The 14,030-nt window shown below is 58.5% G+C and carries 10 protein-coding genes and 2 pseudogenes; 6 read left to right on the forward strand and 6 right to left on the reverse strand.

Going from position 1 to position 14,030, the window contains the following annotated elements; genetic code table 11:
• The first annotated feature begins 145 nt into the window (after positions 1-145).
• The gene (gene pspF, locus DTA24_RS16715) at positions 146-1,135 is read left to right on the forward strand and encodes a phage shock protein operon transcriptional activator (protein WP_162893558.1); all 990 of its coding nucleotides are present in this window, start codon (positions 146-148) and stop codon (positions 1,133-1,135) included.
• Here pspF and DTA24_RS16720 read toward each other — a convergent pair.
• Both DTA24_RS16720 and DTA24_RS16725 read right to left on the reverse strand, forming a co-directional pair.
• Entirely contained in the window at positions 1,126-2,517 is a 1,392-nt protein-coding gene (locus DTA24_RS16720; RefSeq protein ID WP_123836969.1) for an MFS transporter, read from the reverse strand. The two genes, pspF and DTA24_RS16720, sit on opposite strands and share 10 nt — an antisense overlap.
• Before the next feature lie 25 nt (positions 2,518-2,542).
• A complete protein-coding gene (locus DTA24_RS16725; RefSeq protein ID WP_008805236.1) occupies positions 2,543-3,712 on the reverse strand; it encodes a M20 aminoacylase family protein in 1,170 nt (389 codons plus the stop codon).
• 171 nt (positions 3,713-3,883) lie between these two features.
• Between DTA24_RS16725 and DTA24_RS16730 the strand changes: the two genes are divergently transcribed.
• Complete coding sequence (locus DTA24_RS16730; protein WP_042948059.1) at positions 3,884-6,217, forward strand: helix-turn-helix domain-containing protein; 2,334 nt, start codon at positions 3,884-3,886, stop codon at positions 6,215-6,217.
• On the opposite strand, the gene DTA24_RS16735 is transcribed toward DTA24_RS16730, so the two are convergent.
• A complete protein-coding gene (locus DTA24_RS16735; protein WP_008805238.1) occupies positions 6,172-7,014 on the reverse strand; it encodes a helix-turn-helix transcriptional regulator in 843 nt (280 codons plus the stop codon). The genes DTA24_RS16730 and DTA24_RS16735 overlap by 46 nt on opposite strands.
• A 107-nt stretch (positions 7,015-7,121) precedes the next feature.
• Between DTA24_RS16735 and DTA24_RS16740 the strand changes: the two genes are divergently transcribed.
• The 4 genes from DTA24_RS16740 to DTA24_RS16755 all read left to right on the forward strand — a co-directional run bounded on the left by DTA24_RS16740 (position 7,122) and on the right by DTA24_RS16755 (position 11,845).
• Positions 7,122-8,030 (forward strand): SDR family oxidoreductase, encoded by a 909-nt coding sequence (locus DTA24_RS16740; protein ID WP_162499979.1) that lies wholly within the window; start codon positions 7,122-7,124, stop codon positions 8,028-8,030.
• Positions 8,031-8,363: 333 nt separating this feature from the next.
• Positions 8,364-10,007, forward strand: a complete 1,644-nt coding sequence (gene sapA / locus DTA24_RS16745; RefSeq protein ID WP_123836970.1) for an ABC transporter substrate-binding protein SapA — start codon at positions 8,364-8,366, stop codon at positions 10,005-10,007.
• Positions 10,004-10,969: a putrescine export ABC transporter permease SapB gene (gene sapB, locus DTA24_RS16750; RefSeq protein ID WP_008805241.1), complete on the forward strand. Its 966-nt coding sequence runs from the start codon at positions 10,004-10,006 to the stop codon at positions 10,967-10,969. Before sapA ends, sapB begins: the two co-directional genes overlap by 4 nt.
• A 204-nt stretch (positions 10,970-11,173) precedes the next feature.
• Positions 11,174-11,845, forward strand: coding sequence for an SOS response-associated peptidase (locus DTA24_RS16755; RefSeq protein WP_123836971.1), 672 nt, complete (start codon positions 11,174-11,176; stop codon positions 11,843-11,845).
• A gap of 174 nt (positions 11,846-12,019) precedes the next feature.
• Here the strand turns inward: DTA24_RS16755 and DTA24_RS16760 are convergent, their stop codons facing one another.
• From DTA24_RS16760 to DTA24_RS16770, 3 genes and pseudogenes are all read right to left on the reverse strand, one after another.
• Entirely contained in the window at positions 12,020-12,508 is a 489-nt protein-coding gene (locus tag DTA24_RS16760; protein ID WP_123836972.1) for a hypothetical protein, read from the reverse strand.
• Positions 12,509-12,692: 184 nt separating this feature from the next.
• Positions 12,693-12,794: pseudogene (locus tag DTA24_RS16765) on the reverse strand (DUF4113 domain-containing protein); the annotation flags it as partial.
• Positions 12,795-12,830: 36 nt separating this feature from the next.
• Positions 12,831-13,964 (reverse strand): annotated as a pseudogene (locus DTA24_RS16770) (IS3 family transposase).
• Positions 13,965-14,030 lie beyond the last annotated feature (66 nt).

Below are 14,030 nucleotides of genomic sequence, written 5' to 3' on the forward strand. Positions count from 1 at the left end.
TTCCTCATAGTTCTGGTTTCAGGCATTCACCTGTGGCTTAGCTAATACAAATGACGTGCCAACTTTTTATCTTATTGATTTTAAACAGAGTGGTTGCGAATTGTGCAGGGCATTGCTACAGTCACCTGGTTAATCACACTACTTAATGGCGAAATTCATCATGGCGCAGTACAAGGATAATCTGCTGGGCGAGGCCAACAGCTTTCTCGAGGTGCTGGAACAGGTTTCCCGGCTGGCTCCGCTGGATAAGCCGGTGCTGGTCATCGGCGAGCGCGGCACCGGGAAAGAGCTTATCGCTAACCGTCTCCACTACCTCTCCAGCCGCTGGCAGGGGCCGTTTATCTCGCTGAACTGCGCGGCGCTGAACGACAATTTGCTCGATTCGGAACTATTCGGCCACGAAGCCGGGGCCTTCACCGGGGCCAGCAAGCGCCATCCCGGGCGCTTCGAGCGCGCCGACGGCGGGACGTTATTTCTTGATGAGCTGGCGACGGCGCCGATGCTGGTGCAGGAGAAGCTATTAAGAGTCATTGAATATGGCGAGCTGGAGCGCGTAGGTGGTAGCCAGCCGCTGCAGGTTAACGTCCGGCTGGTGTGCGCCACCAACGCCGATCTGCCGCAAATGGTAGAGGAAGGCCATTTTCGCGCCGACCTGCTCGACCGTCTGGCCTTCGACGTGGTACAGCTCCCCCCGTTGCGTGAACGGCAGAGCGACATCATGCTGCTCGCCAACCAGTTTGCCATTCAGATGTGCCGCGAGCTCGGTTTGCCGCTGTTTCCCGGCTTCAGCGAACGTGCCACCGCAACGCTGCTCGGCTACCGCTGGCCAGGGAATATTCGTGAACTGAAGAATGTCGTCGAGCGCTCGGTCTATCGCCACGGCGACAGCGAGCACGAGCTGGACGCCATTATCCTCAACCCTTTCCGTCAGACCGCGGCCTCCGTGCCGGAGGCCGCGTCCGGGGACGAGCTGCCCGCTCTGCCGCTGGATCTGCGCGATTTTCAGCTCCAGCAGGAAAAACGCCTGCTGCAGCGGAGTCTGCAGCAGGCGAAGTATCATCAGAAGCAGGCGGCGGAGCTGCTGGGGTTAACCTATCACCAGCTCCGCGCGCTACTGAAAAAACATCAGCTGTGAGAGGCGCGCGGCAGCAGCAGCGCGCTCACCGCCATCGCCCCCAGGCATAAGACGGCGTTAAACCACAGGGCATACTGGGCGGCATGGGCCATGCCCAGCGGCAAAAACAGCGCGAAAAGTGACGCCGTCACGGAAATACCCATCGCCCCGCCCAGCGAGCTGCCCATCTTGTAGATCCCCGAGGCGACGCCGATTTTGTTCTCCGGCGCGTTGGCCACCGCCGTATCCGTTGAGGGTGTGGCGTAGCAGCCCAGCCCGAGGCCAAACAGCACGTTGCTGGCGAACACCACCCCGATATACAGCGCCTTATCGAGAAAAGTGCAGGATATCAGGCCGATGGCAATCGCGGTCAGCACCGGCCCGGCCATCATCGGCAGCCGGGCGCCATAGCGCTGCAGCAGCTTCTCGCCCACCCGGATCATCGCCAGGACGGTCACCAGATAGCCGAGGGTCATCATCCCGCTCTCCAGCGGCGTCAGGTGGTGCCCCTGCTGCAGCCAGATGCTGGCGATCATCATGGTGCCAATCGCCCCATTGAGCAGAAAGTTCGACAGCACTGCCGCGCCGTAGGCCCGGTTACGAAACAGCGCAAAATCAATCAGCGCCGCCTCGCCTTTGCGCATGCCGTTGCGGATAAATACCGCCCCCGCCGCCAGCGCCCCGACCAGCATGGTCAACGACAGCGGACTGCTCCATCCCCAGCCATGGCCCTTGCTGATAAACAAATTCACCAGCACCAGCGCGGCAATCAGGCTCAGCAGACCGCCGACGTCCAGCTTATGCTGGCTGGCGCTGGCGCTGCGGCTCTCCGGCGTGCCGCGCAGCAAAAACAGCGCCAGCAGAGCGACGGCAATGGAGAAGACGAAGATCCAGCGCCAGCCGAGCCCGGTGGCAATGGCTCCGCCAACGAAGGAACAGAGACCGCTGCCGCCCCACGAGCCGATGACCCAGAAGCTGACCGCCCGCTGCCGCGCACGCCCCTCATACCAGGTCTTAATCAGCGCCAGCGTCGCCGGCATAATGCACGCCGCCGACAGCCCCTGCAGCACCCGGCCGGCCAGGAACAGCCCCGGCCCCTGAGCGACCACCAGCATGGCGCTGCCGACGATACTCAGCCCCAGTCCGAGGGTGGTCATCCGCATCCGGCCAAACTTGTCCGCCAGGCCGCCGCTGGCGACCACGAAACAGCCGCTGAACAGCGCGCTGAGACTGACGGCCAGGGTTAAGGTTTCAAGGGAGATATCAAGACTGCTTTTCATCGCCGGCACCACGTTAATCACCGACTGGGCAAACAGCCAGAAGGTTAAAACGCTTAGCACAATCCCCACCAGCAGGCGATCGCTGCCGACAAAGGGGGTGTCGCTCACGGTGACAGTGCTCATCGCATGGCCCTCCTGTTTCCGGTGATTAACGCAAATAGTGTTCCGCCAGACCGCACCACAGCGCCGCCCCGGTCAGCAACAGCGCGTCGTTGAAGTCATAGCCCGGGTTATGGACCATGCAGCGATCCGGCTCATCGCCAGCGCCGATGGTGAAATAGCTGCCATGCGGGTGCTGTTCCAGCATGAAGGCAAAATCTTCACTGCCCATAAACGGCTTCACCTCGCCCACCTGCTCTGCGCCAAACAGCGATGTCGCCACCTCCCGCACCATCGCGTTGGCCGCCGGATCGTTACGCAATACCGGGCTGCCGTTGACGTGCGTCAGCGTGGCCGTGGCGTTGAAGCTCTCCGCCTGAGCCACGGCGATATCATGGATCCGCTGCAGCACGGTCTCGCGCACCTGCTCATTGAGGGTGCGCACCGTGAGCTTCATCAGCACGTGATCGTTAATGATATTGGGCGCGTGTCCGGCCTGGATGCTGCCGACGGTGACCACCGCCGGTTCGAACGGGGTGATATTCCGCGAGACGATCGACTGCAGCGCGAGGGTGATATGGCAGGCGACCAGCGTGGCATCCACGGTATGCTCCGGTACCGCGCCGTGGCCGCCAACGCCTTTCACCTCAATATGCAGCGTATCGGAGGAGGCCATCATCGCCCCGTCGCGCAGGCCGATCTTGCCCAGCGGCTGACCCGGCATATTGTGCAAGCCGAAGATGGCATCGCAGGGGAACCGGTCAAACAGACCGTCCTCGACCATCACTCGCCCGCCGTACAACAGCTCTTCCGCGGGCTGGAAAATCAGCTGCAGCGTCCCGGTAAACTGGCGGGTGCGCGCCAGATATTCAGCCGCGTAGAGCAGCGTGGTGGTGTGCCCGTCATGGCCGCAGCCGTGGAAACGCCCGTCAACCTGGCTTGCCCACGGCTTCCCGCTCCGCTCCTGCATCGGCAGGGCATCCATATCCGCCCGCAGGCCGAGGCGTTTTTTTCCGTGGCCGACGCGCAGCGTGCCCACCACTCCGGTGCCCGCCAGGCCGCGGTGAACCTCGTATCCCCACTCGCCAAGCAGTCGAGCGACCTCATTGCTGGTTTGATGTTCTTCAAAGCCGATCTCCGGCTGCTGGTGGAACTGGCGACGCAGGGCAATAAATTGCGCCTCGTTGACCTGCAAGGCTTCAAGCAACGGATGTGTCATTTTTGTTATTCCTGTGTTGTGTTTGCACGACACTTTCGAGTTTATGCGGGTGAAACAGCTTTCAGGTGCGCTTTTTTGTTTTATATTGACGAGAAATCAATGACTGTTTTTCATACATATCAGTTATGACAAAAAATAACGGGTTGTTTTTTGTCTGCGGAGGAGTGTCACGTGGAGCAGCATTCAGGCGACTTTAGCGTCACCGTGCGCGATGTACGTCAGTTGAACCAGACAGAAGGCGATCTGCTGACGCTGCTATGGGTGCTGGAGGGGAGCGTAAATCTGACGGAGGCGGAAGGTGTGCCGCAGCCGCTCGCCGCCGACGAGCTGGCGATCGTTAACCGCAACCGTCGCTGGAGTCTGCGCAGCGCCGGTACCAACGCAGTGATGATCCTGACCCTTTCCGCCAGCTGGCTGACCCGCCTTGACAGCGCTTTTTTTGCTGTCGACTATCAGATAACGCCGCGCACCCGGGATGCGGAGGACGGCCTGCGCCGCCTGATGCGCCAGCTGCTGGTGAGCGGCCTGGTCAAGCATCCCGGCCATTACCGACTGGAGGCCAACCGCTGGCTGAGTGAGATAGCGCTCCTGCTGGCCACGCGCTTCAGCCAGCCCATCGCCTCCACGCCGCGCCGCGGAGCGGAGAACTGGAGCCGGCGAATAGCCAGCGTGGTGGCGCGGATCGACGCCAACTATCAGCGCCGCCTCTCGTTGCAGGAGGTGGCGGCAGCGGAATTTGTCTCCGAGGCCTGGCTGTCACGCTTATTTCACAAAGAAGTCGGGGTGAGTTTTGTTCAGTACCTCACCGCGCTGCGCCTGCGCCACGCCGCCGATCAGTTGTTGACCACCCGCAAACCCGCCCAGCAAATCGCCCGCGAACAGGGGTTCGCCAGTAACCGTATGATGAGCGATCTGTTTAAGCGCCAGCACGGCGTGACGCCGCGCCAGTATCGTGAACAGCATCCCCGGGAGCTTGCCCGACCGCGTCCGCCGCAGGCCGACCGCTGGCAGCTGGTCGCTGTCGACCGGCTCTATGCTCGCCTCAATGAACCGGAACCACGCGACCGGGAAAGTCCCCCGCTGCCGATCAATCCGCCGCAGACCCGGGAGATCAACCTGCACGATCGCCCGGCGCGCGCCGCTGTGCTGCGCCATACCCGGATGGTGGTGACCGTGCGCGAGCTGGACGACCTGCTACGGGAGGATGTGCGCCGGGAACTGGAGCAGCTGCACCGCGCCCTGCCGGTGTATGCCATCGATATCAACGATCCCTTTCTCAGCAGCCGGCTGTTCGGCACCGGCTGGGACGATCCGCAGATGGCCGGCTACGCCTGCTGGTATAACCTGCAGCAGATTTTTAGCTGGCTGGCGGCGATGGGCTGGAACGTGATCCTCCACACCGGCGTCACCACCCGCAGCGACCTGCTGCAGCGGTTTCTGCTGCTCGCCGCCAACCATTTTCCGCCGGCCACGCTCAACAGCTGGCGCTTTGTCTGGCACTGGTCGCCGCAGGCCAGCGAAGCGACCCGCCAGGCGGCCTGGCGCCAGCAGCGCGAGGTTCTTCACCGCCTGCTGCCGCAGCCGCAGCTGGGGATCTGGCACCGCTTTGCTCCCAGCGATCCCGGGAACGATCCGCTGTTTCACTCACCGCTGCTGGCGGAGGCGGATTTTCTCGCCTGCCAGGCAGATGCCAACGAACAACTGGATCTGGCGCAGGCAGACAGCAGCCGCCTGGCCTCCAGCGAACATTATCCGCTGCACAAGCTGCGGCAGATCCACAGCGCCCTGCGCCAGCGACAGCTTAACCTGCCGCTGTGGCTGCTCTCCTGGAATACCCTGACCGGCGATACGCGGGATACCAACGGCCGCTTTTTTCGCGGCGCGCTGTTGATGGATAATCTGCTGGGGGTGGCGGACCAGGTCTGGCTGGCGGGCTTCTGGTTAAATTCAGGCCTCCAGGGCGAAGCCCGCGCTAACGGGAAACTCGATACCTCCAGCCTGGCGCTGCACTATCTGCACGGGCTGCCTCGCCCGGTTTACTGGGTACTGTGGCTCTGGCGGCGGCTGCGCGGCGAGATCCTGTTTCAGGATAAAAACCTGCTGTTGCTTCACCACCAGGGGCACTACCAGCTGCTGCTGCGCAATACGGTGGTCTACAATCCCTGGCTCTCCAGCGAAGCGGCCTTTATCCAGCGTTTCAGCCAGCCCTACAGCGTGCGGCTGCAGGGCCTGGAGGGCGGCTGGCGCGTCAAACAGCACCTGTTCGATCAGCATCATGGCGCGTTATTCCCGCTGGTCGACGCCTTTCGCAGCCGCAGCGGCCCCGACGCTGAGGATTACCAGTGGTTGATGCATCGGGCTCGTCCGGCGCTCAGTGTGGAAGATGCCCGGCTTGACGGACACTGGCTGCGGGTCGACTCGCTGGAAAGCAACGCTTTGGCGCTGTACGAATTTACGCCTCAGCGCGCTCCCGGCGAGGATCCCGCCCCCGCAAGCAATCCGTGAATTTTGCGCTGGCTCTCCGTCGTCGCCGGGTTGAAAACCAGCAGCGACAGATCGGGGCGGCCTTCCACGGCAAAAGAGGTGAACTCCAGATCGAGCGGGCCCATCTGCGGATGGTGAATGCGCTTATAGCCTTCTCCGTGGCCGGCGACGTCATGGCTTTGCCAGAAACGGGCGAACTCAACGCTCTGCTGCGTGAGTTCAGCGATCAACTGGTCAGTTTCCGTCGTCGCCCCCATCCGGGTGACGTCGGCGCGAAAAGCGTTGACGATAAGCTGCCCCACCGTCTGCCAGTCCTCCAGCGTGCAGCGGGCTTCAGGTCGGGTAAACAGGCGACGCAGTACGTTGCGCTCCGCCAGCGGTAGCTGGCTGTAGTCGGTCAGCACCCTGGCCGCCGCCGCGTTCCAGGCGATGACGTCCCAGCTGGCGGTGCGGATAATCGCCGGAATAGTAAAAGCGTCAAGCACCCGCTGCAGCCGCGGCGTCATATCATCTGTCACCGTCAGACGCGTCTGCGGCGGATGGCCAAAGGCGAGAATAAACAGATGCTCGCGCTCCGGGGTGGTCAGCCGCAGACCGCAGGCGATCCGCTCCAGCACCTCGCGGGAGGGCGCCCCGCCGCGCCCCTGTTCAAGCCAGGTATACCAGGTCGGGCTGATACTGGCGAGCTGCGCGACCTCTTCGCGGCGCAGACCCGGCGTGCGCCGGCGTCCCGCCGGGAAGCCAAACGTCGCCGGATCGAGGCGCTGGCGCCGGGCGCGGAGAAAATCGCCTAAAGCATGGTTGTCAGAAGTGTTCATCATCTGCCTGTGGGTTCTGCCTGTTAGAATTTATACCCCGATAATGTCTCTACTTTTATAGTATGACATCGCAGGTAGGATACGCCTGAAACCCGTTCAGGAGATCCATGATGCGTATATTTCTTACCGGCGCGAGCGGATTTATCGGCTCACGTATTCTTCCGGCCCTGCAGGCGTCGGGCCATCAGGTTATCGGCCTCGCGCGCAGCGACACCGCAGCGCAGACCCTGAAAGCGGCAGGCGTCGAGGTGCACCGCGGCACGCTGGACGCCCCGGACTCGCTACTGGCTGGCGTCGAGGGCGCTGACGCGGTGATCCATACCGCCTTCGACCACGACTTCAGCCGCTTTGCCGCCAACTGCGAGAAAGACCGCCAGGCGATCCTGACCATGGGTCGGGCGTTGCAAGGCAGCGCGCGGCCGCTGGTCATCACCTCCGGCACATTGATGGGCGACGACGGGAGCGGCGTCCCGGCCCGGGAGTCGTTCTTCAACTCAGGGCACCCCAGCCCGCGCACCGCCTCTGAGCTCGCCGGTCAGCAACTGCTGGAGGCGGGAGTGGATGTTCGGGTGGTTCGCCTGCCGCAGGTGCATGACACCGTGCGCCAGGGGCTACTGACCAGCTATATCGAACGCGCGGTCGCCAACGGGGCGGTGGCCCTGCGCGGCGAGGGAAGCAACCGCTGGTCCGCCGCCCATGTCAATGACGTCGCGCGACTGTACGTTAGCGCCCTGCTGCAGGGCGCGGCCGGCGAGCGCTACCATGCGGTGGACGAAGAGGGGATCGCGTTACGCGATATTGCTACGGTAATTGCTCAGGGATTAAACCTGCCGCTGACCCACCTGGATGAGTCGCAGGTCGACGCCTGGTTCGGCTGGTTTGCGCCGTTTACCGCCCTTGACCTGCGCGCCAGCTCAGCATGGACCCGTGAGCGATTGCAGTGGCAGCCGGTTGGCCCCGGGCTGCTGGAGGACCTGCGGAATATGGATTACCAAAAAGTGACGTTGTCACGATAAGCGAGCGAAACCCTCTGTTTAATTTTCTGACGGGCTCGCCCTCTGCCCGTCAGTCCCTCTGCTTTCTCCCCGCTATACTGAATATATCTCCCCGGCGTCAGCGTCTGTTTCATCGTCTGGCAAACCGCGGCCAAACAGACCTGACTGGCGATATCGGCGATAAAAAGTTACCATGTTTCAATATACAGACTCGGTTCCGCTACTATTTTAATCAATTGACTGAATACTATACGCTCCCGGTAACCGCATTATCCCTCAGGCTTGTTGAAGGCGGTGGTGAATGTCTATAAATCTTAATAAGATAGAGTTCAACTCTATAATCAAACAGAAAATATGCGCCTGAAATTGTCATCTCTCCTGGCAGCCGTTTCCCTGCTGTGTGGGCAGGCCTTTGCCGCCCCTGTGCTCCCTGACCGCGCCGATATCCGCGACAGCGGTTTCGTCTATTGCGTCAGCGGCCAGGTGAATACCTTTAATCCGCAGAAAGTCAGCAGCGGCCTGATTGTCGATACGCTGGCCGCTCAGATCTACGATCGTCTGCTTGACGTCGATCCCTATACCTACCGGCTGGTCCCCGAGCTGGCGGAGAGCTGGGAAGTCCTTGATAACGGCGCCACCTACCGCTTCCACCTGCGCCGCCATGTCCCGTTTCAACGCACGGCATGGTTTACGCCGACGCGGGACTTCAACGCGGATGATGTGATTTTTACCTTTGGCCGTATTTTTAACCGCGACCATCCGTGGCACAACGTCAACGGCAGCAGCTTCCCTTACTTCGACAGTCTGCAGTTTGCTGACAGCGTGGAGAGTGTGCGTAAGCTGGATAATCAGACCGTGGAGTTTCGCCTCAAGCGGCCGGACGCCTCGTTCCTCTGGCATCTGGCCACTCACTATGCGTCAATTACCTCTGCCGAATATGCCGCCCGCTTAACGCAAGACGACCGCCAGGAGCAGCTGGATCGCCAGCCGGTCGGTACCGGTCCGTTCCAGTTGTCCGAGTACCGCTCCGGGCAATATATCCGTCTGCAGCGTCACCCCGACTACTGGCGCGGCAAACCGTTGATGCCGCAGGTGGTGGTGGACCTCGGCTCCGGTGGTACCGGCCGACTGTCGAAACTGCTCACCGGGGAATGCGACGTGCTGGCCTGGCCCGCCGCCAGCCAGCTGACGATCCTGCGCGACGATCCGCGCCTGCGCCTGACGCTGCGCCCGGGAATGAACATTGCCTGGCTGGCCTTCAACACCGCCAAGCCGCCGCTGGACAACCCTGAGGTGCGGCATGCGCTGGCGCTGGCTATTAACAACCAGCGCCTGATGCAGTCCATCTACTACGGCACCGCAGAGACGGCGGCATCCATGCTACCGCGCGCCTCGTGGGCCTACGATAACGACGCTAAAATTACTGAGTACAATCCCCAGGAAGCCCGCGCCCGCCTGAAGGCCCTGGGGCTGGAAAATCTGACCCTCAAGCTGTGGGTGCCCACCAGCTCTCAGGCATGGAACCCCAGCCCGCTGAAAACGGCGGAGCTGATCCAGGCGGATATGGCGCAGATTGGCGTCAAGGTGATCATCATGCCGGTGGAGGGGCGCTTCCAGGAGGCGCGGCTGATGGACATGAACCATGACCTGACGCTCTCCGGCTGGGCGACGGACAGTAACGATCCGGACAGTTTTTTCCGGCCGCTGCTGAGCTGCGCGGCGATCGCCTCACAAACCAACTTTGCCCACTGGTGTAACCGGGAATTTGATGACGTGCTGCAAAAAGCGCTGCTTTCGCAGCAGCTCTCCTCGCGGATAGACGCTTACAAAGAGGCACAGCGGATCCTCGCCCGCGAACTGCCGGTCCTGCCGCTGGCCTCCTCGCTGCGTTTGCAGGCCTATCGCTATGATATGAAAGGCCTCGTGCTGAGCCCCTTCGGTAACGCTTCGTTCGCTGGCGTATCGCGGGAGAAAACCGAAGAGGTGAAAAAACCATGATTATTTTTACCCTGCGTCGTCTGCTGTTGCTGCTGGTCACCCTCTTTTTTCTGACCTTTATCGGCTTCAGCCTGAGTTATTTCACCCCTCATGCGCCGCTACAGGGCGCCTCCCTGTGGAATGCGTGGCTGTTCTGGTTTCAAGGGGTGCTGCACTGGGATTTTGGCGTCTCCAGCATTAACGGCCAGTTGATTTCTGAGCAGCTGCGCGAGGTGTTCCCGGCGACCATGGAGCTGTGCATCCTCGCCTTCGGCTTTGCCCTGCTGATTGGCATTCCGGTGGGCATGATCGCTGGCGTAATGCGCAACAAATGGCCTGATACCCTGATCAGCGCCGTCGCGCTGGTCGGTTTCTCGATCCCGGTGTTCTGGCTGGCGCTGCTCCTGACCCTCTTCTTCTCGCTGACTCTTGGCTGGTTTCCGGTCTCTGGCCGCTTCGATCTGCTGTATGAGGTGAAAACCGTCACCGGTTTTGCGCTGATTGACGCCTGGATCTCGGACTCGCCATGGCGCCATGAGATGATCGTCAGCGCCGCGCGGCATATGGTGCTGCCGGTGCTGACCCTGGCGGTGGCGCCCACCACCGAGGTGATCCGCCTGATGCGCATCAGCACCAGCGAGGTGTATGACACCAACTATGTCAAAGCGGCTGCCACCCGCGGCGTGTCGCGACGCAAAATTTTACTGCGCCATGTACTGCACAACGCCCTGCCGCCGGTGATCCCGCGCCTCGGCCTGCAGTTTTCCACCATGCTCACCCTGGCGATGATCACCGAGATGGTGTTCAGCTGGCCCGGACTGGGACGCTGGCTGATCAACGCGATCCGCCAGCAGGACTACGCGGCGATCTCCGCCGGCGTCATGGTGATTGGCGCACTGGTCATTATCGTCAACGTGATTTCCGATATCCTCGGTGCCATGGCTAACCCGCTGAAACATAAGGAATGGTATGCCCTACGATAGCACCTACAAAATAAATACTTTTGTCAATTAAAAACAATGAGTTAAATTTTTAAATTGTGCAATTTTCCTGATTTTAATACACAATTTTGTACACATTGTTTTTGACGTCATCTCCGACAGTCATCAGTTAGATGGCTGTCGGAGTTCCCTTCCTACGTTTCCTCCACACCTTCTATACTTTCAGTCTGAAGACTGGAGGTAACCATGTGCGGACGATTTGCCCAATCACAGACACGCGAAGAATACCTGGCTTATCTTGCAGAAGAAGCTGATCGGGATATCGCCTATGATCCAGAACCAATCGGCCGGTACAACGTGGCGCCGGGGACTAAAGTTTTGCTTCTGAGCGAACGAAACGAACAGCTGCACCTCGATCCGGTTCACTGGGGTTACGCACCCGGGTGGTGGGATAAACCGCCTCTGATTAACGCACGCGTTGAAACGGCGGCCGCCAGCAGAATGTTTAAACCTCTCTGGCAACATGGCCGGGCGATCTGCTTTGCTGATGGATGGTTCGAATGGAAAAAAGAAGGCGACAAGAAGCAGCCCTATTTCATCCACCGTAAAGATGGCAAGCCCATCTTCATGGCGGCGATCGGGAGTACACCATTTGAACGTGGAGACGAAGCCGAAGGCTTTCTGATTGTCACCGCTGCGGACGATCAGGGGTTGGTCGATATTCACGACCGCCGGCCGCTGGTTCTGACGCCGGAAGCAGCGCGAGAATGGTTGAGGCAGGATACTGGAGGAAAAGACGCGGAGGAAATAATTACAGATGGTGCAGTACCAGCAGACCATTTTACATGGCACCTCGTTTCGAGCGCGGTTGGTAATGTAAAAAATCAAGGACCAGAATTGATAAAACAACTCATCTGAGCATAAATGCGAAGTTGTTACACGTGATTGATTACTTTGTGCAATGAACTTGCATTTAATGAATCAAAACTTCACTCCCCACACAGCAGACCTCACTACCACATCTATTAGCAATAGATAATTAATTTGCCACCAATAATTATCGGCCGCTAATCCCAACTCCATTGAATATATCTATATGGGGAATTCTACAAGATTTTTCACCTTTCCTTTGAGAATTTTATGAAAAACATGACGGCTAATCGGAGGTATATCCTCCCAGTAAATCAGCGAAATGCCAAGATTTTGGTAGCTTGCTGTTTTTGATATCAACTTGCTATTTTCACTTTTAAGAGTGATATGGATTTCAGATAACTCAATAACTTTGTCTTCAAAAGTTTTAAAACCATGATCAAGAAAGCCTTGTTTAATCCACTCTGTTAAGGAGGATTGCATTCTTAGATGATGCTCTCGAATAAATACACCTTTTCTATATCCATTAACTGCAGCCTCTTCCAATGCAGCTTGAGAAACATAACCTGAGAAGCGTGTGTACGATGCAAGAAGATCAGGATATGAATGTGTCAAAATAGTTCGAACACGTCTTGCCGTAGCTGGCGTATGTTGAGATACGTAAACCATCGCACGATAGGCATCTCGTAAAGTTTCTTTACATTGACTCATTTTATTGTCTACTTGAGTATGAATATACAAATAAAAAACAAACCAATCTTCAATCGTTAGATTCAATCGCGTACTGAATTATCATAAATAACGTAGGTATTACAAACCGATTGTAAGCATAACGTGAGTTTTCTCTCAATGCGGACTCTGGTAGAAGCACAATGAGTATTGTTAATGGACTGAATCACCTGACTTTGAGCAAGTCAGTGTATCTAGTGGTGTACCGAGGCGAAAGCATTTCTCGCTTCATCTGCCAGGTTGTCTGGATCCCCTGCCCTGCAAAATACTGGAGTGACCACGCTCCGGTAGACAGTTTCTGTCCTCACGGCGAGGCCTTTTCGAAGGCCTCCGGCTGACGCCACCGAGGTGGCTGTGGCGTCGGTTACGGTTGTAGAACACTTCAATGTAATCGAAAATATCCGCCCGGGCCATGCCCCGAGTTTTATATATCCGCTTCCTGATGCGCTCTTTTTTGAGTGAACTGAAGAACGATTCTGCCACTGCATTATCCCAGCAGTTTCCGCGACGGCTCATGCTTGGCGCCAGATTGTTGGCCCGGCAGAACCGCTGCCAGTCATCACTGCCATACTGACTACCCTGATCGCTGTGCACAATGACATTTCTGAAGGCTTACGCCGCCAGACCGCCATCAGCAACGCATCCAGTGCCAGCTCGCGCGACAGTGTTGGTTTCATCGACCAGCCCACCACATTACGGGCGAAGAGATCGATGACCACTGCCAGATACAGCCAGCCCTGCCAGGTGCGGATATAGGTAATATCTGTTACCCAGACCTGATTGGGCTTTACCACAGTAAATTCACGCTGTACGCGGTTAGGCGCTATCAGTGACGGTCGTCCCCGTGTCCCGCGTGGCACTTTATAACCATGTATGGCCTGTATCCTGTTTTTCCTCATGATTTTGGCGACCCGGTTTCTGCTGCACACTTCACCAATTTCACGAAGATTGCCATGGATTCGGCGATAACTATAAACCCTACCACTCAGCGTATAGGAGTCGCGGATGAGCGCCAGCAGTCGCTGGTTATCCTTTTCTCCGGCAGATACAGGGTTGTTGAGCCAGACATAAAATCTGGCACGGGCAACCTTGAGAACCCGACACATTGTAACGATCGACCAGATTTCACGGTGATCGTTGATAAAGCGGTACTTCAGTCGGGCTCCCTTGCAAAGTACCGCGCTGCCTTTTTCAGAATATCCCGCTCTTCCTCAGCGCGTTTAAGCTGTGCTTTCAGCCTGAGAATTTCTGTTCTGGCATCAAGTAAATCCTGTGCCTGCTGTTCACTGTTGTCAGGCTTAACAGCCCGGAGCCATTTATAAATACTGTGCGCCGACACGCCGAGCCGTTCAGATACTTCAGCGATGGAATAGCCCCGCTCGGTGATCTGGCGGACGGCCTCTTCCTTAAATTCAGGGGTAAAACGTGGTGTGCCCATAGACTCCTCCTATGCTCAAACTATAGGGCAGATTTGTCTACGGGCTCGGGGGCACTCCATAAATGA

The organism is Klebsiella sp. P1CD1, from assembly GCF_003790505.1.
Lineage (GTDB): Bacteria > Pseudomonadota > Gammaproteobacteria > Enterobacterales > Enterobacteriaceae > Klebsiella > Klebsiella variicola.